21 protein-coding genes, 1 pseudogene and 3 riboswitches are annotated in these 25,291 nt (G+C 70.4%); of the genes and pseudogenes, 10 read left to right on the top strand and 12 right to left on the bottom strand.

Annotated features, from left to right (window positions below; all coding sequences use genetic code 11):
- Window positions 1–43: 43 nt before the first annotated feature.
- The 3 genes from WK25_RS08210 to WK25_RS08200 are packed head-to-tail and all read right to left on the bottom strand — an operon-like array spanning window position 44 to window position 3,095.
- Window positions 44–775, bottom strand: coding sequence for a cobalt-precorrin-6A reductase (locus WK25_RS08210; protein ID WP_069241398.1), 732 nt, complete (start codon window positions 773–775; stop codon window positions 44–46).
- Window positions 772–1,860, bottom strand: a complete 1,089-nt coding sequence (locus tag WK25_RS08205; protein ID WP_069241397.1) for a cobalt-precorrin-5B (C(1))-methyltransferase — start codon at window positions 1,858–1,860, stop codon at window positions 772–774. Before WK25_RS08205 ends, WK25_RS08210 begins: the two co-directional genes overlap by 4 nt.
- Window positions 1,860–3,095 (bottom strand): bifunctional cobalt-precorrin-7 (C(5))-methyltransferase/cobalt-precorrin-6B (C(15))-methyltransferase, encoded by a 1,236-nt coding sequence (locus WK25_RS08200; protein WP_069241958.1) that lies wholly within the window; start codon window positions 3,093–3,095, stop codon window positions 1,860–1,862. Before WK25_RS08200 ends, WK25_RS08205 begins: the two co-directional genes overlap by 1 nt.
- Window positions 3,096–3,300: 205 nt before the next feature.
- A riboswitch (cobalamin riboswitch) is annotated at window positions 3,301–3,491 on the top strand.
- Between the two features lie 106 nt (window positions 3,492–3,597).
- Between WK25_RS08200 and cobG the strand changes: the two genes are divergently transcribed.
- Genes cobG through cobJ form a run of 4 tightly spaced genes read left to right on the top strand, consistent with a single transcriptional unit; the run spans window position 3,598 to window position 8,045 of the window.
- A complete protein-coding gene (gene cobG, locus WK25_RS08195; protein WP_280902803.1) occupies window positions 3,598–4,959 on the top strand; it encodes a precorrin-3B synthase in 1,362 nt (453 codons plus the stop codon).
- The gene (locus WK25_RS08190) at window positions 4,952–5,578 is read left to right on the top strand and encodes a precorrin-8X methylmutase (RefSeq protein WP_069241395.1); all 627 of its coding nucleotides are present in this window, start codon (window positions 4,952–4,954) and stop codon (window positions 5,576–5,578) included. Before cobG ends, WK25_RS08190 begins: the two co-directional genes overlap by 8 nt.
- Entirely contained in the window at window positions 5,575–6,309 is a 735-nt protein-coding gene (locus WK25_RS08185) for a precorrin-2 C(20)-methyltransferase (protein WP_069241394.1), read from the top strand. Before WK25_RS08190 ends, WK25_RS08185 begins: the two co-directional genes overlap by 4 nt.
- Window positions 6,306–8,045 (top strand): precorrin-3B C(17)-methyltransferase, encoded by a 1,740-nt coding sequence (gene cobJ / locus WK25_RS08180; RefSeq protein ID WP_069241393.1) that lies wholly within the window; start codon window positions 6,306–6,308, stop codon window positions 8,043–8,045. The genes WK25_RS08185 and cobJ overlap by 4 nt, the downstream gene beginning before the upstream one ends.
- Before the next feature lie 44 nt (window positions 8,046–8,089).
- On the opposite strand, the pseudogene WK25_RS32045 reads toward cobJ, so the two are convergent.
- The 8 genes and pseudogenes from WK25_RS32045 to WK25_RS08145 form a co-directional block, all read right to left on the bottom strand.
- A pseudogene (locus tag WK25_RS32045) lies at window positions 8,090–8,212 on the bottom strand (IclR family transcriptional regulator); the annotation flags it as partial.
- Window positions 8,213–8,458: 246 nt separating this feature from the next.
- Entirely contained in the window at window positions 8,459–9,049 is a 591-nt protein-coding gene (locus WK25_RS08175; protein WP_040144185.1) for a DUF1993 domain-containing protein, read from the bottom strand.
- A 122-nt stretch (window positions 9,050–9,171) separates the two neighbouring features.
- Entirely contained in the window at window positions 9,172–9,624 is a 453-nt protein-coding gene (locus WK25_RS08170; protein WP_040144949.1) for a YaiI/YqxD family protein, read from the bottom strand.
- Window positions 9,625–9,706: 82 nt separating this feature from the next.
- On the bottom strand, window positions 9,707–10,321 hold the full coding sequence (locus WK25_RS08165; RefSeq protein WP_059544121.1) for a vWA domain-containing protein: 615 nt from the start codon (window positions 10,319–10,321) through the stop codon (window positions 9,707–9,709).
- A 68-nt stretch (window positions 10,322–10,389) separates the two neighbouring features.
- Window positions 10,390–11,487 (bottom strand): ATP-binding protein, encoded by a 1,098-nt coding sequence (locus tag WK25_RS08160; protein WP_040144183.1) that lies wholly within the window; start codon window positions 11,485–11,487, stop codon window positions 10,390–10,392.
- Complete coding sequence (gene cobN / locus WK25_RS08155; RefSeq protein ID WP_069241392.1) at window positions 11,484–15,302, bottom strand: cobaltochelatase subunit CobN; 3,819 nt, start codon at window positions 15,300–15,302, stop codon at window positions 11,484–11,486. The genes WK25_RS08160 and cobN overlap by 4 nt, the downstream gene beginning before the upstream one ends.
- A 6-nt stretch (window positions 15,303–15,308) precedes the next feature.
- Window positions 15,309–16,406 carry a cobalamin biosynthesis protein CobW gene (gene cobW / locus WK25_RS08150; RefSeq protein ID WP_040144181.1) on the bottom strand — a complete coding sequence of 366 codons (1,098 nt, stop codon included), beginning with the start codon at window positions 16,404–16,406 and terminating at the stop codon, window positions 15,309–15,311.
- A gap of 26 nt (window positions 16,407–16,432) precedes the next feature.
- Complete coding sequence (locus WK25_RS08145; RefSeq protein WP_069241391.1) at window positions 16,433–17,491, bottom strand: HoxN/HupN/NixA family nickel/cobalt transporter; 1,059 nt, start codon at window positions 17,489–17,491, stop codon at window positions 16,433–16,435.
- Between the two features lie 186 nt (window positions 17,492–17,677).
- A riboswitch (cobalamin riboswitch) is annotated at window positions 17,678–17,941 on the bottom strand.
- Window positions 17,942–18,114: 173 nt separating this feature from the next.
- A riboswitch (cobalamin riboswitch) is annotated at window positions 18,115–18,279 on the top strand.
- A 189-nt stretch (window positions 18,280–18,468) separates the two neighbouring features.
- On the opposite strand from WK25_RS08145, the gene cobA reads away from it, so the two are divergent.
- The 4 genes from cobA to WK25_RS08125 are packed head-to-tail and all read left to right on the top strand — an operon-like array spanning window position 18,469 to window position 21,571.
- The gene (gene cobA / locus WK25_RS08140) at window positions 18,469–19,218 is read left to right on the top strand and encodes a uroporphyrinogen-III C-methyltransferase (protein ID WP_069241957.1); all 750 of its coding nucleotides are present in this window, start codon (window positions 18,469–18,471) and stop codon (window positions 19,216–19,218) included.
- Window positions 19,215–19,592: a cobalamin biosynthesis protein gene (locus WK25_RS08135; protein WP_069241390.1), complete on the top strand. Its 378-nt coding sequence runs from the start codon at window positions 19,215–19,217 to the stop codon at window positions 19,590–19,592. The genes cobA and WK25_RS08135 overlap by 4 nt, the downstream gene beginning before the upstream one ends.
- A gap of 32 nt (window positions 19,593–19,624) precedes the next feature.
- Window positions 19,625–20,227 (top strand): cob(I)yrinic acid a,c-diamide adenosyltransferase, encoded by a 603-nt coding sequence (cobO, locus tag WK25_RS08130; protein ID WP_040144178.1) that lies wholly within the window; start codon window positions 19,625–19,627, stop codon window positions 20,225–20,227.
- Window positions 20,228–20,230: 3 nt separating this feature from the next.
- Window positions 20,231–21,571 (top strand): cobyrinate a,c-diamide synthase, encoded by a 1,341-nt coding sequence (locus tag WK25_RS08125; protein ID WP_069241389.1) that lies wholly within the window; start codon window positions 20,231–20,233, stop codon window positions 21,569–21,571.
- Window positions 21,572–21,677: 106 nt separating this feature from the next.
- On the opposite strand, the gene WK25_RS08120 is transcribed toward WK25_RS08125, so the two are convergent.
- Window positions 21,678–22,841: a M20 aminoacylase family protein gene (locus tag WK25_RS08120; RefSeq protein WP_069241388.1), complete on the bottom strand. Its 1,164-nt coding sequence runs from the start codon at window positions 22,839–22,841 to the stop codon at window positions 21,678–21,680.
- Window positions 22,842–23,191: 350 nt separating this feature from the next.
- Here WK25_RS08120 and WK25_RS08115 point away from each other — a divergent pair, with 350 nt between their 5' ends.
- Window positions 23,192–24,262, top strand: a complete 1,071-nt coding sequence (locus WK25_RS08115) for a type IV toxin-antitoxin system AbiEi family antitoxin (protein WP_059544305.1) — start codon at window positions 23,192–23,194, stop codon at window positions 24,260–24,262.
- Window positions 24,231–25,136 carry a nucleotidyl transferase AbiEii/AbiGii toxin family protein gene (locus WK25_RS08110; RefSeq protein WP_069241387.1) on the top strand — a complete coding sequence of 302 codons (906 nt, stop codon included), beginning with the start codon at window positions 24,231–24,233 and terminating at the stop codon, window positions 25,134–25,136. Before WK25_RS08115 ends, WK25_RS08110 begins: the two co-directional genes overlap by 32 nt.
- Window positions 25,137–25,291: the final 155 nt, after the last annotated feature.

The raw sequence follows: 25,291 nt of genomic DNA, 5'->3' as shown, positions 1-25,291 counted from the left end.
CGAAAATTCTCCGTGAATTCTGGGGGCGGCCGTTCGCGTCGCATCACGCGCGCGCGGCCGGGTCGAGCGCAGCGAGCAGCTCGGTGGGCGAGTCGAATGTGCGATCGGCGTCGGGCAGCGGCGGCCGTTTCAGCATCACGACCGGCAGCCTGCGCTCGCGCGCGACGTCGAGCTTGGCCTCGGTCGCGGCGCCGCCGCTGTTCTTGCTGACGACGACGTCGATGCCCGCGAGCGCGAACAGCGCGCGTTCGCCGTCGAGCGTGAACGGCCCGCGCGCGGCGACGACTTGCGCACGCGCGTTGCCCGGATGCGAATCGAGGCAGCGCACGAGCCAGAACTGGTGCGGCGGGATCGCGTCGAGATGCGCGAGCGGTTCGCGCCCGAGCGTGAACAGCGGTCGCCGGAACGGCGCAAGCGCGGCCTCGATGCCGGCCCAGTCGTCGACCATTCGCCAGTCGTCGCCTGGGCGCGGCGTCCACGGCGCACGGCGCAGCGCCCACAACGGCACGCCCGCGTCGCGTGAGGCGGCCGCGGCGTTCGCGCTGATCCGGGCCGCGTACGGATGCGTTGCGTCGATCACGAGGCCGATGCCGGCGCTGCGCAGGTACGCGGCGAGCGCTGCCGCTCCGCCGAATCCGCCGACGCGTACGCCACAGCGCAAGTCGTCGGGCACCTTGCCGAGGCCCGCGAGGCTATATACGTCGTGCGGTTCGAGCGCACGCGCGACCTTCAGCGCGTCGCCGGTGCCGCCGAGCAACAGGATGCGCGCGCTCATCGTGCGCGTCCGACGAAACGGCCCTGCCGGTCGATCGCGAACATCTCGATCGCGACCGACGCCGGCACGATGTCGCGCGCGATCCGCAGCGCGTGTGCGCACACGATGTCGCCGAGCGGCACGTTTTCCGCGAGCGCGAGCTTCAGCGCTTCCTGGCTGGTGTTCGCCGCGCGCATCGCTGTCTGCAGCGCATCGTTCGCGCCAGCTTCTCCGGCCCACTGCGCGAGCAGCGGCAGGTCGATGCTCGAATGCCGGCTGTGCAGATCGAGATGCCCGGCCGCGAGCTTGCTCAGCTTGCCGAAGCCGCCGCACATCGATACGCGCCCAATCGGCGCCCGGCGCAGGTGCTTGAGCACCGCACCGGCGAAGTCGCCCATTTCGATCAGCGCGATGTCGGGCAGGCCGTAGTGCGCACGCATCGCATCCTCGCTCGCATTGCCGGTGCACGCGGCGATATGCGCGATGCCGTTCGCGCGCGCGACGTCGATGCCCTGGTGGATCGACGCGATATACGCGGAGCACGAGAACGGGCGCACGATGCCGGTCGTGCCGAGGATAGACAATCCGCCGACGATGCCCAGGCGCGGGTTCATCGTCTTCAACGCGAGCGCCTCGCCGCCGTCGACGCCGATCGTCACGTCGAAGCCGCCGCCATAGCCGCATTCGGCGGCGAGCGCGTCGAGGTGCGTGGTCATCATCTGGCGCGGCACCGGATTGATCGCGGGTTCGCCGACCGGCAGCGTGAGCCCCGCGCGCGTGACGGTGCCGACGCCCGGCCCCGCATGAAAACGCACGCCGGGCGCGGCGGCCAGCGCGACGCGCGCGAAAATCAGCGCGCCGTGCGTGACGTCCGGATCGTCGCCGGCATCCTTGATCGTGCCAGCCTCGGCGCCGCCGGCCGTGGTTCGGCAGAACTCGAGCCGCATCATCACGCGCTGCCCTTTCGGCAGCACGATCTCGACCGCATCGCCGGCGTGCCCCGTTAGCAGCAGGCGCGCAGCGGCGAGCGACGTCGCGGTTGCGCAGCTGCCGGTCGTGTAGCCGAAGCGCAGCGGCGCCGGTTGTTCGGGGCTTTCGTCGCGCATCACGCGAATTCCGCGAAGTCCGCTGCGGTGGAATCGGGCTTGCGCACGTCGTACAGCGTGACGGGCAACGGTTGCCGCCACGTGTCGAAGCGGCCGAGCGGCTCGGCATGCGCGAGCGACACGCGCGTGAGCGTGCCGCCGTGCGCATCGCGCCACGCGGCGAGTGCGAGCTCGCCCTGCAGCGTGACCGCATTCGCGACGAGCCTGCCGCCGGGTTTCAGCGCCGACCAGCATGCGTCTAGCACGCCGGCCGCGGTCGCGCCGCCGCCGATGAAGATCGCGTCGGGCGCGGCGAGGCCCGCGAGCGCATCGGGCGCGCGTCCGGCAACGAGTTGCAGGCCCGGCACGCCCAGCGCGTCGCGATTGTGCTCGATGAAGCGCTGCCGCTCCGCGTGCGATTCGATTGCGATCGCCTGGCACGATGGATGCGCACGCATCCATTCGATGCCGACCGAGCCGCTGCCGGCGCCGACGTCCCACAGCAGTTCGCCGGGTGCGGGCGCGAGCCGCCCGAGCGTCAGTGCGCGCATGTCGCGTTTGGTGAGCTGGCCGTCGTGGCGGTACGCGTCGTCGGGCAAGCCGGGCGTCAGCGCGCGGCGCGGCGCATCGGGGCCGGCCGCGCAGTCGAGCGCGACGAGATTGAGCGCGGCGGTCTCGTCGACGTTCCAGTCCTGCGCGAGGCCGTCGATCCGCCGCTCGAGCGGGCCGCCCAGATGTTCGAACACGCTGATGCGTGTCGGGCCGAAACCGCGTGCGGCGAGTTCGGCCGCGACCGTCGCCGGCGTGCGGCCGTCGGCGCTCAGCACGAACAGACGCCGGCCCGGCAGCAGATGCCGCGCGAGCGTCGCGAGCGGCCGGCCGACGAGCGATACCGCGCCGACGTCCTGCAGCGCCCAGCCGAGCCGCGCGGCCGCCAGCGACAGCGACGACGGTGCGGGCAGCACGCGCCATTCGTCCGGCGCAAGCGCGCGAGCGAGCGTCGCGCCGACGCCGAACAGCATCGGGTCGCCGCTCGCGAGCACGCACACGGGCGCGCCGCGGCGCGCGAGCAGGCCGGACACGTCGAACGGCGACGGCCACGCTTCGCGCTCGGCCCGCAACCGCGCGGGCAGCATGTCGAGGTGCCGGCTCGCGCCGACGACCCGCGTCGCATCGAGCAGCGCACGTCGCGCGCTGCGCCCGAGCCCCGCGTAACCGTCGTCGCCGATGCCCACTACCGTCAGCCACGCCGTCATGCACCGTTCCCCATCGTCCGTTTCCATCGAGTCGCGCGCGCCCGCCGTGCCGTGAAGCCGGCGCGGCGCTCCGCATTGCGAAAGTCGGCATGGTACCGTGTTCCCTCGCGCGTTTCATCTGCGGATCCGCCGCGGCCGAGCGGCGCCCCGCCGCGGTCGCGCTGCCCGTTCGACGGTCGCGGAGCGCCGGTGAAATCGGGTATGATACGGCCGTTCGTTCGCCGGTGCCCTTCGGGGCCGAAGAGGGAACACAGGGCGCGCCGCGCGCCGCTGTGGCTGCCCCCGCAACTGTAGACAGCGAGCCGACTCCCCCTCATGCCACTGGTTTCACCGGGAAGGCCGGGAGCAGGCGTCGACCTGTCAGCCAGGAGACCTGCCGGCCTGAAAGTGCGTGCGTGCCAGTCTGCGTCGGGCGGGGTGTACCGATGCGTTGGCCGCGGCGCGACACTGCCCCGGTATCCCGTTGAGATCCGCCCCCGATTCGAATCCTGCCTCGCCTGTCGTGCGCCCGTCGGCCTGTCCGGGCCTCGTGCGCGTCGTCGCGGCCGCCGACGGCGGGCTGTGCCGGATCAAGCTGCCCGGCGGCAGCGTCGACGCACGGCAGGCACGCGCGATCGCCGAAGCGGCCCGCATGTACGGCTCCGGCGCGATCGACGCGACCAATCGCGCGAATCTCCAGCTGCGCGGCATCCGGAACGGCGCGGCCGATGCGCTGGCCGACGCGTTGCTCGGTGCGGGGCTCGGCCCGCGTCCGGGCGGCGATGGCGCCGCCGCCAGCCGCGCCGCGCTCGCCGCGACCGACGACGTCCGCAACCTGATGCTCAGCCCGCTCGCGGGGCGCGATCCCCACGCACTGCTCGACACGCGGGCGGTCGCCGCGCCGTTGCTCGACATGCTCGCGCGCGAGCCGCGCCGAGGCGAGCTGTCGCCGAAATTCGCGATCCAGCTCGACGGCGGCGAATCGGTCGCCGCGCTCGACCATCCGCACGACATCTGGCTCGCCGCATGGCGCCGCGGCGACGGCGCGCTGCGACTGGCCGCGGGCCTGGCCGGCTGCCCGCCGGTCGCGCAGGGCGACCGGCCCGCTGCGCTGGACGTCGCGCCGGACCAGGCCGTTGCGCTCGTGCGCGCGTTGCTGCTTGCGTTCCTCGATCTGGCGCCGGCCGACGTGACGCGGATGCGCGCGCTGCTCGCGAGCCGCGCCGAACCGGCATTGCGCGAACGCGCGCAGCAGTACGCGCCCTTCCCGCTCGGAGCCGATCCCGCATTGGCAGGCTGGCGACGGCCGCATGCCGACGCCGCGCTGCGCTTCGGCGCGCGTCCGGTGCGCACCGCGGGCCGCTGCAGCGTCGGCGCGCAGTTCGTGCTCGGCCGGCTCGACGCGACGCAGCTTGAACGGCTCGCTGCACTCGCCGAAAGCGACGGCGACGGCACGCTGACGATGACGCCGTGGCAAGGCGTGTTCGTGCACGGCGTGCGGTGCGAACGCGCGCCAGCCGTGCTCGATGCGCTGGCGGCGCTCGGACTCGTGTGCACGCCGTCCGATCCGTTGGCGGCGCTGGTCGCCTGCACCGGCAGCGCCGGGTGCGCGAAGTCGCGCGCCGATACCAAGCGCGATGCGCTCGCACTGGCCGCGCGCGTCGGCCATCCGCTCGACGTGCACGTGACCGGCTGCGAGCGCCACTGCGCGCTGCCGCATCCCGCGACGCACACGCTCGTCGCGGTCGCGCCCGCGCACTACGACCTTTACCGGCGCGACGCCGGCGCGGGCCTCGGCGCCCCGCTCGCGCGCCATCTGACGATTGACCAGGCCGCGGCCCGACTGACCGGCACGCGGCACAGCCAGGACACCACCGATGCTTGACTACATTCGCGACGGGCAGGAAATCTACCGCCAGTCGTTCGCGACGATCCGCGCCGAGGCCGACCTGTCGCGCATTCCGCCCGATCTGGAGAAACTCGCGGTGCGCGTCATCCATGCGTCCGGGATGGTCGACGTCGTGTACGACCTGCGCTTCTCCGCCGGCGCCGGCACGGCGGGCCGCACCGCGCTCGCGGCCGGCGCGTCGATCCTGTGCGACGCGAAAATGGTCGCCGAAGGCATCACGCGCGCGCGGCTGCCGGCCGGCAATCGCGTGATCTGCACGCTTGGCGAACCGGACGTGCCCGACCTCGCCCGGCAACTCGGCAACACGCGCTCGGCCGCGGCGCTCGAACTGTGGCGGCCGTACCTGGCCGGCAGCGTCGTCGTGATCGGCAATGCACCGACCGCGCTGTTCCATCTGCTCGACATGATCGACGCCGGCGCGCCCCGCCCCGCGCTGATCCTCGGCTTCCCGGTCGGCTTCATCGGCGCGGCCGAGTCGAAGGCGATGCTCGACGCCGACAGCCGCGGCGTGCCGTACGTCGCGCTGCTCGGCCGCCGCGGCGGCAGCGCGATGGCCGCCGCCGCCGTCAACGCCCTCGCGACGGAGGTCGAATGAAAGCCGCGCGCGGACGTCTGTTCGGGGTCGGCGTCGGCCCCGGCGATCCAGAGCTGATGACGATCAAGGCTCTGCGCGTGCTGCAGGCGGCCCCGGTCGTCGCATATTTCGTCGCGAAAGGCAAAAAAGGCAATGCGTACGGGATCGTCGAGGCGCACCTGGCGGATACGCAGACGCAACTGCCGCTCGTCTATCCGGTGACGACCGAGGCGCTGGCGCCGCCGCTCTGCTACGAGACGGTGATCGCCGACTTCTACGACACGGCCGCCGAGATCGTCGCGTCGCACCTCGATGCGGGGCGCGACGTCGCGGTGATCTGCGAAGGCGATCCGTTCTTCTACGGGTCGTACATGTACCTGCACGACCGCCTCGCATCGCGCTACGACACCGAAGTGATTCCCGGCGTGTGCGCGATGCTCGGCGGCACCGCCGTGCTCGGTCAGCCGCTCGTCTATCGGAACCAGAGCCTGTCGGTGCTGTCGGGCGTGTTGCCCGAGCGCGAATTGCGCGCACGGCTCGCGCAGGCCGACGCGGCCGTCGTGATGAAGCTCGGCCGCAACTTCGACAAGGTGCGGCGCGTGCTCGACGAGCTCGGGCTCGCGAAGCGCGCGCTGTACGTCGAGCGCGCGACGATGGCGACCCAGCGCATCGTGCCGCTCGACGAAGTCGATCCGATGGCGTCGCCGTATTTCTCGCTGCTCGTCGTGCCGGGGGAAAAATGGCAAGGATGACGACTCCGCCGGCGATCGTGATTCTCGGCGCGAGCGCGCTTGATACCGCGCGGCGCATCCAGGCGCGCTATCCGGGCGCACTGGTGCACGGCCTCGCATCGCGTGTGGACGCCGACGTGCCGTTTGGCGAACTGGGCGCGCATCTGCGCGAACTCTATGCGCGCGGGCTGCCGATCGTCGCGCTGTGCGCGGCAGGGATCGTGATCCGCTGCATCGCACCCGCACTCGCCGACAAGGGTGTCGAGCCGCCGGTGCTCGCAGTCGCGGAAGACGGCTCGGCCGTCGTGCCGCTGCTCGGCGGATTGACTGGCGTGAACGCGATCGCACGTGAAATCGCCGCGTGCCTCGCGGTCGCACCGGCGATCACGACGAGCGGCGAGCTGCGCTTCGGCGCATGCGTGCTGAACCCGCCCGATGGCTATGCGCTCGCCGATCTGCAGCAAGGCAAGCGCTTCGTGTCGGATCTGCTCGCGGGCGCGGCCACGCGGGTCGACGGCGCGGCGCCGTGGCTCGACGACGTCGCGCTGCCGCGTGACGACGCGGCCGCGCACGCGATCCGCGTAACGCCCGACGCGTGGCGCGGCGCGCGCGACGAGCTCGTGATTCATCCGCGCAGCGTCGTGGTCGGCATCGGCGCAAGCAGCGTGTCGGCCGACGCCGAATCATCGCTTGCCGAGCGTATCGGCGCATTGCTCGACGCGCACGGGCTCGCGCGGCTCGCGCTTGCCGCGCTCGTCGCACCGGCCGCGTTGCTCGGCGATCCGCACGTTGAAGCGGCCGCGCTGACGCTCGGCGTGCCGCTGCGGTTCGCCGATTTCGATCGCGATGCAGACGCCGGACACGATCTCGTTGGCGCGTGCGACGCCGCGACGCTGCTCGGCAGCACGTTGCGCATGGCGCACACACTGCACGCAACGTCCGGCGGTCTTGCCTGCGCGGTGGCTGTGCAGCCGGTCGATCCGGCCACGCTTGGCCGCGCGCGCGGCCGCCTGACGGTGCTCGGCATCGGCCCGGGCGATGTCGCGTGGCTCACGCCCGCCGCGCGCAACGCGCTCGCGGACGCCACCGACATCCTCGGCTATACGACCTACGTGACGATGGCCGGCCCGTTCCGCGCCGACCAGCGCGTGCACGGCACCGACAATCGCGAGGAGATGCAGCGTGCGCGTCATGCGTTCGAGCTCGCTGCCGAGGGCCGGCGTGTGGCGGTCGTGTCGTCGGGCGACCCCGGCGTGTTCGCGATGGCCGCGGCCGTGCTGGAGGCGCTCGACGAAGCACGCGATCCGCAGTGGGCGGCGGTCGAGCTGCGCATCGAGCCGGGCGTATCCGCGTCGCTCGCGACGGCCGCGCAGGCTGGCGCGCCGCTCGGCCACGATTTTTGCGCGATCTCGCTGTCGGACAACCTGAAGCCGTGGGACGTGATCGAGACACGGCTGCGGCATGCCGCGCAGGCCGATCTGGTGATGGCGTTCTACAACCCGATTTCGCGTGCACGGCCATGGCAACTCGATCGTGCGCTCGACGTCGTGCGCGCGCATCGCGCGGCCGATACGGTCGTCGTGCTCGGGCGCGACATCGGCCGCCCCGGCGCGACGCTCGCCACGACGACGCTCGGCGCACTGCGCAGCGATCAGGTCGACATGCGCACGATGGTGATCGTCGGTTCGTCGACGACCCGGCGTTTCGCGATCGGTGGCGGCCGAGAGTGGGTGTATACGCCGCGCTGGTATCGCTGAGCGTTATACGGACGAGCGGACCGTCCCGCCTCCGCCGCCGCGCTTCACGGCCCCTGCTGCCCGTGCCCCTGCTCCGTCAGCAACCGCGCTTTCGCATCGACCAGCAGCGCCGCGTGTGCGTCGCAATGCTGACGAATCCGCTCGGCCGGTCCGGCGACCGATAACCCCGTCGAGCGTCAGCGCAACCACGATCTCCGACGCGCAGGCCACGGCCGTAATGTGCTGCGTGATGTCGGCCGGCGCGCATTTCCGAAGGCGATTCCGCCGAGGCCTGGCACACCGCGCCGGCCGGGTCACACCATTTCGTTATCGGCCACGATCGTGCCGCGATCGCGTGGCATCGGCGCGGCAACATGTTGCCGCGCCGATGAATAACGTGCGCATCGTCCGCGCGCTTCGCGGCGCGAACCGTGTCAGCCTTGCGGAATCGTGCCGGGCCGCACGTACGCCAGCATGTGCGGCACGTAGTCGGCCTTGCCGAGTTCGACGCCGTGATGGCGCAGGATCGCGTACGCGGCGATCGAGTGAAAGTAGAACTGCGGCAACGCCCAGTCGCGCGCATACTGCTCGCCGGTCATGTCGAACGCAATGCCGTTCGGCAATTCGAGCGCGATCGGCAACGCGGCGCCGCCATCGAGCGCGTCCGGCGCGAGTTCGCCGAGAAAGGCAATCGTGCCGGCGAGAATGCCTTGCGCGTCGCTCAGCGTGCCGGGCTGCGCATCCGCATGCCAGCCGGCCTCCCGCAACGCGAGCAGCGCATCAGGCAGCGGCTCGCCGCGCAACCGGTGCACGGGCTCCATCGCCTGAAAGCACGAGAACCGCACCTGCGCGGCGAGCGGATACATGTCGGGCGCGAGCTTGAGCATCAGCAGCGCATCGGGCGTGCCGGATGAATCGGACGCGTCGCCCGCGGCCTGCCGATGCGCGACGGCCTTGTCGAGCCACGCGGATTGCGCGCGCAGCATCTGGGTGAAGGTTGGAACGAGAAGTTGGGTCAGCGACATTCATGCCCTCCGATGAGTCGTTCGCACCGCACGATCAATGACGCGGCAGAATCCATATTCTGCCGCAGCAGACGATTCGACGCGAAACCGGTGACGCATCGCCGCGCCGGCCCGCGAGCGCGTCAACGCTTGCCGTGGCGGGCGAGAAACCGGTCGAGCTGCGACGCGAACGCGTTGCCGTCGCGTGCGCTGAACGGCGCCGGGCCGCCCGTGTCGATGCCCGCGCTACGCAGCTGGTCCATCATCGCGCGCGTCGACAGCCGCTCGTCAATGTTCTCGCGGCTGAACCAGTTGCCGCGCGGATCGAGCGCATGCGCGCCCTTGTCGAGCACGGCGGCGGCCAGCGGGATGTCGGCGGTGATCACGAGATCGCCCGCTTCCGCGAGCTCGACGATCCGCGCATCCGCCACGTCGAAGCCGGCCGGCACCTGCACCGCCCTGATGAACGGCGACGGAGGCGTGCGCAGGAACTGGTTCGCGACGAGCGTCACGCAGATCTCGGCACGGCGTGCGGCACGAAACAGCATGTCCTTGATGACCGCGGGACACGCGTCGGCATCAACGAGTATTTGCATGGCAGCGTTCCAGTCGGCAGAAACGGCGATCATAGCGCAGCGCCGGCGCGCGCTCCGCGCAATCGGGCGTTCGATCAGCCGATCAGCCGGCGAGCCCCGCGCACAGCGCCGCCGCCGTCGTCCATTGCGCGCCCCATGCGTCGGCGAGCCGCCTGCCCTGCCCGACCCGCACGGCGGCGTCATCGAAGTCGACGAACACGACGTGATCGGCATCCACCGGCTTCGGCGGCGTTTCGCGCGTGCGGCCATCGGACAGCACCCACAGCCAGCGCTGCTTGCCCGCGGCCGGCGTGCGTCTTGCGTCGCGCGCAAGCATTTGCGCGGCGGCCGCGATGCCGTCAGCAAGCGGCGTGCCGCCGCCGCCGTCGACCGGTTCGAGCCAGCGCGCATTCCACCAACGCGGCACGGCCGGACCGAAGCGCCGCGCGGCGCCGTCGCCGCCGAAACAGATCAGCGCGGTTTCCGTGCGCTCACGCGCAGCCTGATCGAAATACGCGACGATCAGGCCTTTCGCGAGCGCGAGCCGTTCGTGCGACAGCATCGACGCCGAACAGTCGAGCACGAAGCAATGGAGCGCACGCGGCGCACCGGCCCGTTTGCGAAAGCGCAAATGGCTCGCGTGCAGCGGATCCGAGCGCTTCGCGGCGAGCGTCGGCGGCCACGCAATGGCCGTACCTGCGGGCACCGCACCCGGCACACGTGCCGCAGCGCCTGGCTGCCATCGAGGACCGCGAACGGCGTTCGCGGCGGCGCGGGCTCGATGGCTCAGCGTTTTTTTAGCGGCAACGGCACCACGCCTTTCACGTCACGCAGGCCGGCCGGTTCGGGCGGCAGGTAACCCCAGTCGCCTTGCGAGGCCGCCGCACCGTCCGGTGCCGCGCGTGCTCGATCGCCGGAATGCTCGCGTGCTTCCGGCGGCGAACGGCCGTCGCTGGCGCGGCCGCGTTCGCCGTTCGATTGCGACGCGGGCGACGCCTCCGACGACGGCGGCGTGGGCGCACGGCGCCGATGACGCAGTACCGCATCGGCCACGCGTTCGACATGCGCGATCGTCACCGCGTCGGCGTGCTCGAGTGCCGCGAGCGCGCGCGCGGCGCGCAACATCACGAGATCCGCGCGCAGCCCGTCGACAGCGGCGCCGATGCACAGCGCGCTCACGCGTGCATGAACCGCATCGCCGAAATCCAGCGACGCGAGCCGCGCGCGTGCCGCATCGATCCGCTCGCGCAGTTCGGCCTGCGCGGCCGCATGATGCGCGCGGAACGCATCCGGATCGAGATCGAATGCGAGCCGCGCCTTCACGATCCGCTCGCGCTGTGCGGCGTCGAAGCAGTTCTCGAGTTCGACCATCAAACCGAAGCGGTCGAGCAGTTGCGGGCGCAACTCGCCTTCCTCGGGATTCATCGTGCCGACCAGCACGAAGCGCGCGTCGTGCGCGTGCGACACGCCGTCGCGCTCGACCACGTTCACGCCGCTCGCGGCGACGTCGAGCAGCGTATCGACGAGGCCGTCTGCGAGCAGGTTCACCTCGTCGACATACAGCACGCCGCGATGCGCGCGGGCGAGCAGGCCGGGGCGGAAACGCACGCCGTTGTCGGCGAGCGCATGCGCGAGATCGAGCGTACCGGTGACCTGCTCGTCGCTCGCCGACAGCGGCAGCGTGACGAATTCGCCTTCCGGCAGCAGTTCCGCGAGTGCGCGCGCGGCGGTCGATTTCGCGGTGCCGCGCGGCCCGCTGACGAGCACGCCGCCGAGCGACGGGTCGATCGCCGCGAGCAGCAGCGCCTGCTGCAGCGGCTGCTGTGCGACGAGCGCCGCGAACGGAAATACCGCGCGCGCGCGATGCGTTGTCGGATCGGTCATCGCCGCTTTCCTTCCTGGAGTTGTTCGCTGTCGAGCCAGACCGCTTCGATCCGCTCGCGATAGTCGCCCGGCTGCTGCCACAACCCGCGCTGCATCGCTTCGACGAAGCGTTCGCAGATGCCGTGCAACGCGTTCGGATTGTGGCGTTCGAGGAACGCGCGCGTGTCGGCGTCGAACAGGTACGCGTCGGCAACGAGCGCGTACTGATGATCCGACAACACGCGCGCGGTCGCGTCATAGCCGTACAGGTAATCGACGGTCGCGGCCATTTCGGCGGCCCCCTTGTAGCCGTGGCGCTTCACGCCGTCGAGCCATTTCGGATTCACGACGCGCGAGCGGATCACGCGCGCGATTTCCTCGCGCAGCGTGCGCATCCTCGGCGCGGCCGGATTCGCATGGTCGCCGTGATAAACGCTCGGTTGCCGCCCGGACAGATGGCGCACGGCCGCCGTCATGCCGCCCTGGAACTGGTAATAGTCGTTCGAGTCGAGGATGTCGTGCTCGCGGCTGTCCTGGTTCTGCACGACGACGTCGATCGTCGCGAGCCGCGCGCCGAACACGTCGGGCGCCGCGTCGCCCGCACTGTTCTGCGCGTACGCGTAGCCGCCCCATTGGCGGTACGCGCCGGCGAGATCGGCGTCGGTCTGCCAGCGGCGCTGGTCGATCAGCTCCTGCAGGCCTGCGCCGTAGCTGCCGGGCCGCGCACCGAACACGCGCCAGCCGGCGCGGCGCCGCGCTTCGTCGGGCGCAAGACCTTGCTCGATCCATTTGAGGCGCTCGCGCTCGATGCGCGCCCGGATCGGGTTCAGCTCCTCGGGCTCGTCGAGCGCGGCGACGGCCTGCACCGCCGCGTCGAACAGGTGCATCAGGTTAGGGAACGCGTCGCGGAAGAAGCCCGACACACGCAGCGTCACGTCGATGCGCGGCCGGTCGAAAATCTCGATCGGCAAGATCTCGAAGTCGGTCACGCGATGGCTGCCGTGCGCCCACTTCGGCCGCACGCCGAGCAGCGCGAACGCCTGCGCGATATCGTCGCCGCCAGTGCGCATCGTCGCCGTTCCCCACACCGACAGGCCGATTGCACGCGGATAGTCGCCGTGATCCTGCAGATGGCGCTCGATCAGCTGCTGCGCGGATTTCAGCCCGAGCGACCATGCGGCCTGCGTCGGCACCGCGCGCGTGTCCACCGAATAGAAGTTGCGGCCCGTCGGCAGCACGTCGGGACGGCCGCGCGACGGCGAGCCGCTCGGCCCGGGCGGCACGAAGCGGCCGTCGAGCCCGCGCAGCAACTGGCGCAGCTCCTCGCCGCCGCATGCGTCGAGCGCGGGCATCAGCGTCGTACGCACGCGTTCGATCACTGCAAGCGTGTGCGGCCATTCGCCTTCGGGCGCCGCGCCGCTCGCGACGCCGCCGGCACGATCGCCGTCCGACGCGCACAGGCCATCGAGCCACTGCTGCGCGAGCAGTTCGAGCCGCTCGCGAGTATCGCCCGCATGACGCCACGGCGACGCGTCGAGTGCCTGCAACACGGCCGGCCGCGGCCCCGTCCACGGCGCGGCCCAATCTGCCGCGAGCGGATCGAACGCGTCGCCGAGCGCGAGGTCGCGTGCGAGCGCGCCGATCAGCCCCGCGCGATCGTCCTTGCCGTCGCCGACCGGAAAGCGTGCGAGCGCGAGCAACGTATCGCGCCGCTGCCGACCGGCCGGCGATGCGCCGAACACGTGCAGCCCGTCGCGAATCTGTGCTTCCTTCAATTCGCACAGCCATGCGTCGACGCGCGTGAGCAGCGCATCCTCGTCGCCCGCATCGCGCGGCGGCGACACGCTCAGCTCGTCGTGCAACCGATGCTCGGCGATCGTCGCGAGAATCGTCTTGCGCAGCAGCTTCGCGCGCCGCGCATCGACCATCAATGCTTCATAGTATTCGTCGACCTGCCGCTCGAGATCCTGCAGCGGCCCGTAGTTTTCCGCGCGCGTGAGCGGCGGCATCAGGTGGTCGACGATTACCGCCTGTGCGCGGCGCTTCGCCTGGCTGCCCTCGCCCGGATCGTTGACGATGAACGGATACAGATGCGGCAGCGGCCCGAGCGTCAGATCGGGCCAGCACGCGTCCGACAGCGCGACGCTCTTGCCCGGCAGCCATTCGAGATTGCCGTGCTTGCCGAGATGGATGACCGCATCGATGCCGAACGCATCGCGCAGCCAGAAATAGAATGCGAGATACGCATGCGGGGGCACCAGCTCCGCATCGTGGTAGCTCGCATAGTCGTTGTCGTCGCGCGAGCGCGACGGCTGAATGCCGACGAACACGTTCCCCGCGCGCCAGCCGGCAATCGGAAAGCGCCCGTGCCGCAGTGTCGGATCCGCTTCGGGTGCGCCCCAGCGCGCGTTCAGCGCGTCGCGCACGGCAGCCGGCAGCCGCGCGAAATGCGCGACGTAATCGGTCAGCGCGAAACTCTGGAACGCCGGGCGCAGTGCGCGCTCGGCCGGATCGTTCGTCACGCCTTCGGTGAGCCGCGCGATCAGCGCGTCGCCGTCGGCCGGCAGATCGGCCACCGCATAGCCCGCGTCGCGCAGCGCCGCGAGCACGCGCAGCGCGGACGCCGGCGTATCGAGCCCGACGCCGTTGCCGATTCGCCCGTCGCTTTGCGGATAGTTCGCGAGGATCAGCGCGATCCGCTTGTCGGCATTGTCGAGCGTACGCAACCTGCACCAGCCGCGCGCGAGCGCCGCGACGAACGCAATCCGCTCGGCGTCCGGCTGATAGCGCACGACGTCGACTTCGGTGTGCGGGCAGCGATAGGCGAGCCCCTTGAAACTCACCGCGCGCGTGACGATGCGCCCGTCGACTTCCGGCAGCGCGATATGCATCGCGATGTCGCGCGCATGCAGCCCCTGGTTGTCGGCCACCCATGCATCGCGATTGCCGCCGGACAGGATCACCTGAAGCACCGGCGCGTCGCCCGCGAGCACGTCAGGCTCGGGGCTGTCGATCGCTCCGGCCGCGAACGCCGTGGTGTTCAGCACGAGCGCGACGCGCTGCGTGTCGCACAGCTGCGCGATGACTTCTCGGCTCACCGCGTCCTTCAGCGACGTGACGGCGATCGGCAGCGGATTCAGTCCCTCGTGCACGAGTGCATCGGCCAGCGCGTCGAACACGGCCGTATTCGCGGCCTGCCAGTGCGCGCGATAGAACACGATTGCGACGACGGGCGCGCCGGGCGTCCAGCGTGCGCGCCAGTCCTCGACGCTAGCCGGGTCGCGCGCCGGGTGATAGAGCGCGGCGGCCGGCAGCGGCCGCGGCGGCTCGGGTTCGTCGCCGAAGCCGAGCGTATGGAACGCGATGCTTCGCAGCAGCGCTTCCGCGTTGTGCATCCCGCCTTCGCGCAGGTAGCGCCACCACAGCCGGCACAACTGCGGCGCGACCGTGCTCTTCGCGACGAGGTTCGGATCCTCCTGCAGATCGCCCGAGAACATCGCGAGTTGCTGCCTGCGTTGCGACGCGAGCGACACCGCCTGTTCGATCCCGTACGGCCAGTACGCTTCGCCGCCAAGATGATCGATGACGACCGTCTTCGCGTGACGCAGCACGTCGTCGACGTAGAAGTCGACCGACGCCGGCTGCCGCAGAAACGTGACGTTCGCGAGCCGCACGCTCGGGAACCCTCGCGGCAGCTTCGGCACGATGCTCGCGAGCAGCGACAGCGTCGTGTCGGCCGAGCTCAGGATCACGATGTCGGCCGGCTGCTGGTCGATCCGCACGACGCCCTGCGTATCGTCGACGAAGCCGCCCGGCGTGGTGCGCAGCAGGTGCATCGTGCGTCACGCCTGCTGCGTTTGCGCCGCGCACGCGGCGTCGAACGCTCGCTGCAACGCGGCGGCGTCGAGATCTTCGCCGATCAGCACGAAGCGGCTCGCGCGCGGTTCGCCGTCTTGCCAGCGGCGATCGAAATAGCTGTCGAAGCGGCGGCCGACGCCCTGGATCACGAGCCGCATCGGCGCATCGGGCAGCGCGGCGAAGCCTTTCGCACGGTAGATCGTGTGCGTCTCGACCACATGCCGGAGCGCCGCGATCGTCGCATCGCGCGAGCCTGCGTCGCCCGACACCACGACCGAATCGAAATCGTCGTGATGATGGTCGTGATCGCCGTCGTCGGCCGAGCCGTGATGGTCGTGGCGCAGGTGAATCGTTTCCTCCGACGCCGATTCGAGACCGAGCAGCATCGCCAGATCCAGTTCGCCGCGCGTCGCGCGCACGATCTTCACTTGCGGCGGGATCTCGTCGCGGATCGCCGCTTCGATGTCGGCGAATTGCGCGTCGGCGACGAGGTCCGCCTTGTTCACGATCACGAGATCGGCGGACGACAGCTGATCCGCGAACAGCTCGTGCAGCGGCGATTCATGGTCGAGGTTCGGATCGGCGCGACGCTGCGCGTCGACGGCCTGCGGATTCTCCGCGAACTGGCCGCTCGCGGCGGCCGGCCCGTCCACGACGGTCACGACCGCGTCGACCGTGAAGCTGTTGCGGATCGTCGGCCAGTTGAACGCCTGCACGAGCGGCTTCGGCAGCGCGAGGCCCGACGTCTCGATCAGCACGTGATCGATGTCGGCGCGGCGCTCGACGAGCGCTTCCATCACCGGATAGAACTCTTCCTGCACGGTGCAGCACAGGCAGCCGTTTGCGAGTTCGTACAGCTGCCCCGACGCTTCCACCTGCGCGCCGTCCGCGCCCGCGGCGTCGTCGCAGCCGATGCCGCAGCCCTTGAGGATTTCGCCGTCGATGCCGAGTTCGCCGAATTCGTTGACGATCACCGCGATACGGCGGCCTTGCGCGTGCTGGAGGATGTGCCGCATCAGCGTGGTCTTGCCGCTGCCGAGAAAGCCCGTGACGATCGTGACGGGAAGCTTGCGTAGGGTCATGGTAGATCCTGGGTCGAATGAGGGAGTCAGGCCGAGAGCGTCACGTCGATCTCGTCGTAGCGTTTGAGCCGGTAGATCGCGGCCGACACGATCCAGCACGCGACGAACAGGCCGATCACGACGTAGCCGAGCATCCCGAAATGCGATGCGACCATCGTGGAGAACGCCCATATCGGGCCTTCCAGCGACAGCTTGTCGGCGAGCAGCGCGAGCACTTCGATGCCGCCGATCAGCGCGGCGACCAGCACCGACACGAACGTGATCGTCATGTTGTAGTAGATCTTGCGGATCGGCCGCACATACGCCCAGCGATACGCGCCCATCATCAGGATGCCGTCCGTCGTGTCGACGAGCGTCATGCCCGCGGTGAACAGCGCCGGCAGCGCCATCACCGACCAGAACGACATGCCGCCCTGCACCTGCGTCGCCGAAATGCCGAACAGCGCGATTTCGGTCGCGGTATCGAAGCCGAAGCCGAACAGGAAGCCGACCGGATACAGGTGCCAGCTGCGCGACACGAGGCGAAACAGCGGCCGGAACAGGCGCGCGAGCACCCCGCGCCGGTTCATCATCATGTCGAGATCGGCATCGACGATCGCCTCGCCGCGGCGGGCCGCGCGAAACGTCCGGTACACGGAGATCAGGATCAGCAGGTTTGCGGCCGCGAGCACCAGCAGGAAGAATGCCGACACGCTCGTGCTGATCACGCCGCCCCAGGTCTTCATGCTTTCGAAGCGCGCAAGCGACGCCGCAGTCAGCGCAACCGCCACCGACATCACGATCACCACGGTCGAGTGGCCGAGCGAGAAGAACAGGCCCGCGCCGAGCGGGCTGCGGCCTTCCTGCATCAGCTTGCGCGTAACGTTGTCGATCGCGGCGATATGGTCGGCATCGACCGCGTGGCGCAGCCCGAACACGTACGCGAGCAGCGCGGTGCCCAGCAGCACGGGCTGGTCGCGAAACGCGACGAAGGCCCAGATCCACGCGGCGACGTTGAACGTCGCGAGCAGCGCGTAGATCGCGACGATTTTGCCGCGCAGCCCGGACGGGCTGTCGTTGAACAGGCGGAAGAACGAGTCGAGCATGATGCTCCTTTGCGAACGGTCGACATGGTGAATGCCAACACGGCTGCCGCGTGCCCTGCCCGCGCCGCCTGCCGCTCGCCGCGCCGGCCCGCGCATGCATGCTGCTGGCGGATCGGCGGACGAAGCGGGAAACGTTCGGACGTCTGGGCGTACTGCGGCCGTGGACGATGCGCCGCCTCCCCGCGGCGCTGAACCCAACGTCCTGGCCGGTATCCGGGCTGACGAACACGCCGCTTCGCCTTCCCGGATGCGCGGCATCCAGTGGCGGTCGTCCGCATGCGGCAGGCATGCGGCGAAGCGGCGCTGCGTCGCGCTGCGCGCGACGCGTTCGCTTACCGTTGCGGGGGCAGCACAGGTTGGCTCGACTGCGGTGCAGGCAGGCTCCCTGTTTCCCGTTTAACTGCGCACGCCGGAGCGGCACGCGCGAGCACCAAAACGCGTGCGAGTGTAGGCGGCGGTGCGGGGAGCGTCAAGGCGCATCGGGCGCCGGCGCGGCGCCCGGCATGGCAGCCCGCCGCGCCGCGGGCCGGCTGCGACGCCCGCGCGGCGGTTCGCGCGGGCCGGACGCTGTGCTATCGTATGCGCCGCGTTCGGTGCTCGCGCCCGCCCTCCGGCGAGCGCAGTTAAACGGGAAACAGGAGGCGGAAAGCCGCCCGGCCTGTGCTGTCCCCGCAACGGTACGCCGCCCGCGCGCCGCGGTTCCCCCGCACGCGCCCAGGCCGCCCGCGATGCCACTGCCCTCCGGGGCGGGAAGGCTGCGGCCTGGCAAGCGGCCAGCCCGGATACCGGCCGACGCAAGGGGCGCGCCAACGGCGCGCCGAACGCCCTGTCCGCGAGGGACGGACAGGGTGCGCATTCCGCCCGCGCGTGCGCGGGTTTCGCCGATCCGCCATGCCCTGCCTGCCCGCCGGCCGCCGATGTGCCGCTCGCTGTCCCGTTCCCACCGCTACCGCACGGTGCGCGCCGTGCCGCGCCCGATGAGCCGCGCGTGGCTTGTGGGCGCCGGCCCCGGCGACGCCGATCTGCTCACGCTGAAGGCCGTGCGCGCGATCGCCGCGGCCGACGTGCTGCTGGTCGACGATCTCGTGAACCCCGACTTATTGCGCCACGCGCGCGCCGACGCGCGCATCGAACACGTCGGCAAGCGCGGCGGTCATGCGTCGACGCCGCAAGACGCGATCGTCGCCGCGATGCTCGCGCACCTGCGCGCGGGCCGCAGCGTCGCGCGGCTCAAGGGCGGCGACCCGTTCGTGTTCGGCCGCGGCGGCGAAGAATTGCTCGCGCTCGGTGCCGCCGGTTACCCGGTCGAGGTCGTAAACGGCATCACGGCCGGTATCGCCGCACCGGCCGCGCTCGGCATTCCGGTCACGCATCGCGGCGACGCCCAGGGCGTGATCTTCGTCACGGGGCACGGTGCGGGCGCCGACGAACCCGATTGGCGCGCGCTCGCCGCGACGCGAATGACGATCGTGATCTACATGGGCATTCGTCGCCTCGACGCGATCGCGGCGGCGCTGCGCGACGGCGGCATCGCCGGCGACACGCCGTGCGCGGCGATCGAGAATGCGACGCGCGACGGGCAGCGGCACGTGCTCGCGACGCTCGATACGATCGTCGAACGCGTGAGTGCGACCGGCATCGGGTCGCCCGCGATCGTCGTGATCGGCCGCGTTGCCGCGCTCGCCGACGAGCCGGCCGTGCGCGCCGCGCTCGGCGCGCGTGCATGATGCGCGTCGCGCTCGGCATCGGTTTCCGCGCGAACGCGAGTGCCGCGCAACTCGATGCCGCGATTCGCGCGGCGCTCGCGCAGCATCCGGACGTCGAGCCGGCCATCGTCGCGACACTCGCCGACAAGGCGCGCGCCCGGGCGCTGCGCACGCTGTGCGCGCGGCGCGGCTGGCCGCTCGTCGCATTCGACGCGGCGCAGCTCGCGCTGTGCGCGTCACCCGCGTTGAGCCGCCCGTCGGCCGCCGCCGTTGCGCGCTTCGGCGTGACCGGCGTGGCCGAGCCGTGCGCGCAGCTCGCGGCGCCGGCCGGCCGGCTGCTCGGCCCCAAATCCATCGTGGGCGGCGTGACGGTCGCGCTCGCCGGCCCGCTCTGAACTTTTGTTTCGCTTTCGACAGGACGACTCCGATGAAGACCGATGCCGAATCCCATCAGCGGATGACCGAGCGCCGCCGCGCCGGCCATGAAAAAAAACAGGCGGCCGCCACTCAGGAAAAGGGCCTGCTGATCGTCAACACCGGCAACGGCAAGGGCAAGAGCACGGCCGCGTTCGGGATGGCCGTGCGCGTGCTCGGCCACGGGATGCGCCTCGGCGTCGTGCAGTTCATCAAGGGCGCGCTGCACACGTCCGAGCGTGACTTCCTCGGCGCGCTTGCGCAATGCGACTTCGTGACGATGGGCGACGGCTACACGTGGAATACGCAGAACCGCGACGCCGACATCGCGACCGCGCGCAAGGGCTGGGACGAGGCGCGCCGGATGATCGAAAGCGGCGAGTACCGGATGGTGATCCTCGACGAGCTGAACACCGTGCTGAAGTATGAATATCTGCCGCTCGACGAAGTGCTCGCGACGCTGGTCGCGAGACCGGCGTCGGTGCACGTCGTCGTCACCGGCAGGCATGCGCCCGATGCGCTGATCGACGCGGCCGACCTCGTCACCGAGATGCGGCTCGTCAAGCATCCGTACAAGGAACAAGGCGTGAAAGCACAGCCCGGCGTGGAGTTCTGACCGATGCCGGCCTGCCCCGCGCTGTTCGTGAGCGCGCCCGCGTCCGGCCAGGGCAAGACGTCGGTCACGGCCGGCCTCGCGCGGCTGCACCGCCGGCTCGGCCGCCGCGTGCGCGTGTTCAAGACCGGGCCGGACTTTCTCGATCCGATGCTGCTCGAACGCGCAAGCGGCGCGCCCGTGCATGCGCTCGATCTCGGAATGGTCGGTGAAGCCGGCTGCCGCTCGCTCCTTGCCGACGCCGCATACGACGCGGACCTGATCCTGATCGAAGGCGTGATGGGGCTGTTCGACGGCACGCCGAGCAGCGCCGACCTCGCGGTCGCATTCGGCGTGCCGGTCGTCGCGGTCATTTCCGCGAAGGCGATGGCGCAGACGTTCGCGGCGATCGCGTTCGGGCTTGCGCGGTTCCGGCCGGGCCTGCCGTTTCACGGCGTGCTGGCGAACCGCGTCGGCTCGCCGCGGCATGCGCAGCTGTTGCAGCAGGCGTTACCCGGCGACTTGCGCTGGCTCGGGCACGTGCCGGCCGATGCGGGGATCGCGCTGCCGGAACGGCATCTCGGCCTGCACCAGCCGGCCGACATCGCCGACCTCGATGCGCGGCTCGAGCGCGCGGCAGATGTGCTCGCCGGGACGGCGCTCGCCGACTTGCCCCCCGCCGTCACGTTCGCCGAACCGGACGTTGCCGCGCCGCTGCCGCGCGCGCTCGCCGGCAAGCGGATCGCGATCGCGCGGGATGCGGCGTTCTCGTTCATCTATCCGGCGAATCTCGCGCTGCTGGACGCCCTCGGCGCTCGGTTGCAGTTCTTTTCGCCGCTGGCGGACGAGCCCGTGCCCGCCGATTGCGATGCGCTGTTCGTACCCGGCGGGTACCCGGAGCTGCATGCAGCGACGCTCGCGGCGAATGCCGTGACCGCGCGCACGATCCGCGCGCACGCGGCCGCTGGCCGGCCGATCGTCGCGGAATGCGGCGGGATGGTGTACCTGTGCGAATCGCTAGCCGACGCGGATGGCGTGACGACCAAGATGCTCGGGCTGCTGCCGGGCCATGCGACGATGCAGCGCCGGTTCGCGGCGTTGGGGATGCAACAGCTGGAGACGCGCACCGGAACGATGCGCGGTCATACGTTTCATTATTCGCGGCTCGATACGCCGCTGGCGCCGGTGGCGACCGCCGCGCGGCCGGATGGCGAACCGGGCAGCGGCGAAGCCGTATATCGCTCGGGCGCGATCGTCGCGACGTACATGCACATGTACTGGCCGTCGAATCCGCACGCAGCGGCGGCGCTGTTCGGCGGGGACGCGTTCCAGGTTCGGCGCGTCACACCGGAATCGCGAGACCGCTGATGCGTGATCGCTTGACGCGCTGCCAGCGATGACGAATGCCCGCTCGATGCCGATGCGACGATGCGACGATGCGGAACGCGGACCACACGTTCGCCGTCACTCGCCGTCACACCAGAAACGCCTCCGCGAGCTTCACCCAGTACGATGCGCCGGTCGGCAGCGCCGCGTCGTTGAAGTCGTAGCCGGGGTTGTGCACCATGCAGCCGCCCTCCCCGTCGCCGTTGCCGATGATCAGGTAGCAGCCCGGCCGCTTCTCGAGCAGGAACGCGAAATCCTCGCTGCCGGTGAGCGGCACCATCCCGTCGATCAGGTTCGCTTCGCCGGCCCATTCGCGCGCGACGCCGCGGGCGAACTCGGTCATCCGCTCATCGTTGACGAGCACCGGGTAGCGGCGCTGATAGTCGATCGTCGCGGTCGCGCCGAATACCGCCGCCTGCGCATGGACGACTTCCTTGATGCGCGTCTCCAGCAGATCGCGCACGTCCGGCTTCAGCGCGCGAACGGACAGGCGCATCTGCGCGCGATCGGGAATCACGTTCGGTGCATCGCCTGCATGGATCGCGCCGACCGTAACGATCGCCATGTCGAGCGGCGACACGTTGCGCGACACGATCGTCTGCAGCGCGATGACGATCTGCGCGCATACGACGACCGGGTCGATCGCCTTGTGCGGCACCGCACCGTGGCCGCCGCGACCCTGCACGTCGACGATCACGGTGTCCGACGACGCCATGAACGGCCCCGGCAGGAAGCCGAATTTGCCGGTCGGGAAGCCCGGCATGTTGTGCATCGCGAAGATCGCATCGCACGGGAATTGCTCGAACAGCCCGTCGTCGAGCATTTTCTTCGCGCCGCCAAGGCCCTCCTCGGCCGGCTGGAAAATCAGGTTCAGCGTGCCGGAAAAGCATCGCTCGCGCGCAAGGTGCTTCGCGGCGGCGAGCAGCATCGCCGTATGGCCGTCGTGGCCGCACGCGTGCATCTTGCCGGGGATCGTGCTCTGGTACGGAAGACCGGTCGACTCGTGGATCGGCAGCGCGTCCATGTCGGCGCGCAGGCCGAGGCGCCGCGCGCCGTCGCCGACCTTCAACTGCGCGACCACGCCCGTGCCGCCGAGCCCGCGATGCACGCTATAGCCCCACGCTTGCAGTTGCCCGGCAACGAGGTCGCTCGTCGCGAATTCCTCGAAGCCAAGCTCCGGATGGGCATGAATGCGGCGCCGGATCTGGATCATTTCGTCGGCAAGGCCTGCGGGGATCACGCTGTGCGTCACGGTGACGTCTCCTGTTGCGGGGGGATGTGGTGGCAAGGATAGTCCGGCGCGCGGCAACCGGACAGACATAAAGTCGTCGTGGCGACAACCAGGAGTTGCCGGTCGAGCTTGGTCAGGGCGCAAAAGGATTCGCCGCGCACCTGTCGTGCGTCCGGACGAGCGCCGTGCCGGCTCCGCGTGCGTGACACTGTGGGTTCGGTCGCAAATGGGGGACGGAGGAATCGTTGATTGTGGCTATGGAAAACGGAATAGTCGCTTTTCATCAACGGGTTGGGTGAATTTGTTCATTTTTTGACGGTTGTACATTTTTTGTGTACGCTGGCAATAAAGTGAACAAGCGAACCGCTCCGATGCCCGACAACGTCACTCTTCCGATAGCGGAACAGCATGTGCTGGACGAAGCATGCGCCGCGTTCGAACGCGCGACGCGCCGCTTCAACGCACGGCCCGTGCGCGTGCCGGCCGCATACCGGGCGCACGCCGACGCGATGGTCCGTTTCCGTATTGCCGGGCAGACGTTCGAGATGCCGGCGGCCGTGAGCGTCGGCGTCGAATCGGTGCAGGACGCGCGCGCGGCGCTGCGCCGGCACGGCAGTGCACCCGCGCCCGGCGAGCGGCCGCTGATGCTGGTCGCGCCGTACGTGTCGGCCCAACTGGCGGCCCGGCTCGCCGATGAAGGCATCCCGTTCGTCGACACCGCCGGCAACGCGTGCCTGCTCCAGCCGGAAGCCACCGTGATGATCTCCGGCCGGCCGAAACCGGCCCGCATGCCGCGCCGGCAGGCGTCCCGCGCCACGACGCCGAAGGGACTCGCCGTGATGTTCGCGCTCGCGACGCAACCGGGCCTCGTCGCGCAACCGTACCGCGCGATCGCGGCCGCGTCCGGCGTCGCGCTCGGCACGGTCAACCTCGCGATGGACGATCTGATCGCGCGCGGCCTCGTCGCGCAACGGCGCAACGGCGAACGGCTGATGTCCGACTGGCCGCGCTTCGTGCAGGAATGGGCCGCGCTGTACCCGAGCCGACTGCGCGCGAAACTGCCTGCCCGGCGGTTTGCGGCGCTCGCACCCGACTGGTGGCGCGGCTTCGATTTCGCCGCGTTCGATGCACGCCTCGGCGGCGAAGCGGCGGCCGATCTGCTCACGCACGACCTCAAGCCGGCCGCGATCACCGTCTATACGCACGGCGCCGCATCGAACCGCTTGCTGCTCCAGGCGCGCCTGCGCCCGGACGCGCACGGCGACGTCGAATTGCTCGAAGCGTTCTGGCCGGCGTCGCCGGCACTCGACTGGCGCGAGCACGACGTGCCGCTCGTGCCGCCGCTGTTGATCTACGCGGATCTCGTCTCGTCGGGAGACAGCCGCAATCTTGCCGCCGCCGAACGAATCCATGAACGATACCTCGCCCACCCGCCCGCTTGAAATCGACGCGCGCCGGCCGCTCGAGCCGGCGGCGGTCGCGCTGCTGCAGGCGCTCGGCGCGGCGTGCGCACGACTCGACGCGGCATTCGTCGTTGCCGGCGCGACCGCGCGCGACATCCTGATGTGGCACGTCCACGGCATTCGCCCGGTGCGGGCGACGCGGGACGTCGACGTCGCGGTGTGCGCGGTCAGCTGGCCGTTTCATCAACGGCTCGTCGATGCGCTCGTCGCGACCGGGCAATTCACCCGCGCGCCGAAGCATCAGCAAAAACTGCTGTTCGACAGCGGCGCGCCGGGTTTTCGCACCGAACTCGACCTGGTGCCGTTCGGGCCGCTCGAAACGCCGCCCGGCGAAATCGCATGGCCGCCGGGCGGCGAGTTCGTGCTGAACGTGCTGGGGTTTCAGGAAGCGGTCGATACGGCGCTCGCCGTGTCGATCGGCGGCGGCGTCACGGTGCCGGTGGCGAGCCTGCCGGCGCTCGCGCTGCTGAAGCTGCTCGCGTGGAAGGACCGGCGCGCGCGCCAGAACAGCGACGCGTACGACTTGCTGTTCCTGCTCACGCATTTTCACGATGCAGGCAATCGCGAGCGCATCTGGGACGCCGCGCCTGACCTGCTCGAACGACACGACTTCCAGCCGGCACTCGCGGCAGCGGCCCTGCTCGCGCGCGACGCGAAACGGATCGCGTCGCCGCACACGCACGATGCAATACACGCGCTGCTGTCGGACGACGCGACTTACGCAACGCTCGCGCAGGATCTGCAGGCGCGCGCGTTCGCGCTGTTGCCGGGTGAATTCAATGACGACGCCGACCGGTATCTCGATGCGTTCCGCGGCGGCTTCCTCGCGGATCGGCCCGATCGCCGGGAATGACATGCTGCCGCGCGACGGTCGTGCCGTCGCGCATGCGCTCCCTCACGCCAAAGCCGCCCGGTCTTCGACTGGGTGACCGGCGCGGCCCCGGCCGCGATCGCGTGGCCGGCGATCGATGCATCGTTTGCAAGACCGGCGACCGCTCGCGCATGATG

The sequence above is a fragment of the Burkholderia latens genome, from assembly GCF_001718795.1.
Lineage (GTDB): Bacteria > Pseudomonadota > Gammaproteobacteria > Burkholderiales > Burkholderiaceae > Burkholderia > Burkholderia latens_A.
Note: the sequence above shows the minus strand (reverse complement) of the source record. Positions and strands in the feature narration are given on the sequence as shown.

What these genes read in the sequence shown, in the direction of transcription:
- WK25_RS08210 (WP_069241398.1), bottom strand. Translation starts at nt 775, where the DNA reads ATGAGCGCGCGCATCCTGTTGCTCGGCGGCACCGGCGACGCGCTGAAG.
- WK25_RS08205 (WP_069241397.1), bottom strand. Translation starts at nt 1,860, where the DNA reads ATGCGCGACGAAAGCCCCGAACAACCGGCGCCGCTGCGCTTCGGCTAC.
- WK25_RS08200 (WP_069241958.1), bottom strand. Translation starts at nt 3,095, where the DNA reads ATGACGGCGTGGCTGACGGTAGTGGGCATCGGCGACGACGGTTACGCG.
- WK25_RS08190 (WP_069241395.1), top strand. Translation starts at nt 4,952, where the DNA reads ATGCTTGACTACATTCGCGACGGGCAGGAAATCTACCGCCAGTCGTTC.
- WK25_RS08185 (WP_069241394.1), top strand. Translation starts at nt 5,575, where the DNA reads ATGAAAGCCGCGCGCGGACGTCTGTTCGGGGTCGGCGTCGGCCCCGGC.
- cobJ (WP_069241393.1), top strand. Translation starts at nt 6,306, where the DNA reads ATGACGACTCCGCCGGCGATCGTGATTCTCGGCGCGAGCGCGCTTGAT.
- WK25_RS08175 (WP_040144185.1), bottom strand. Translation starts at nt 9,049, where the DNA reads ATGTCGCTGACCCAACTTCTCGTTCCAACCTTCACCCAGATGCTGCGC.
- WK25_RS08170 (WP_040144949.1), bottom strand. Translation starts at nt 9,624, where the DNA reads ATGCAAATACTCGTTGATGCCGACGCGTGTCCCGCGGTCATCAAGGAC.
- WK25_RS08160 (WP_040144183.1), bottom strand. Translation starts at nt 11,487, where the DNA reads ATGACCGATCCGACAACGCATCGCGCGCGCGCGGTATTTCCGTTCGCG.
- cobN (WP_069241392.1), bottom strand. Translation starts at nt 15,302, where the DNA reads ATGCACCTGCTGCGCACCACGCCGGGCGGCTTCGTCGACGATACGCAG.
- cobW (WP_040144181.1), bottom strand. Translation starts at nt 16,406, where the DNA reads ATGACCCTACGCAAGCTTCCCGTCACGATCGTCACGGGCTTTCTCGGC.
- WK25_RS08145 (WP_069241391.1), bottom strand. Translation starts at nt 17,491, where the DNA reads ATGCTCGACTCGTTCTTCCGCCTGTTCAACGACAGCCCGTCCGGGCTG.
- cobA (WP_069241957.1), top strand. Translation starts at nt 18,469, where the DNA reads ATGAGCCGCGCGTGGCTTGTGGGCGCCGGCCCCGGCGACGCCGATCTG.
- WK25_RS08135 (WP_069241390.1), top strand. Translation starts at nt 19,215, where the DNA reads ATGATGCGCGTCGCGCTCGGCATCGGTTTCCGCGCGAACGCGAGTGCC.
- cobO (WP_040144178.1), top strand. Translation starts at nt 19,625, where the DNA reads ATGAAGACCGATGCCGAATCCCATCAGCGGATGACCGAGCGCCGCCGC.
- WK25_RS08125 (WP_069241389.1), top strand. Translation starts at nt 20,231, where the DNA reads ATGCCGGCCTGCCCCGCGCTGTTCGTGAGCGCGCCCGCGTCCGGCCAG.
- WK25_RS08115 (WP_059544305.1), top strand. Translation starts at nt 23,192, where the DNA reads ATGCCCGACAACGTCACTCTTCCGATAGCGGAACAGCATGTGCTGGAC.
- WK25_RS08110 (WP_069241387.1), top strand. Translation starts at nt 24,231, where the DNA reads ATGAACGATACCTCGCCCACCCGCCCGCTTGAAATCGACGCGCGCCGG.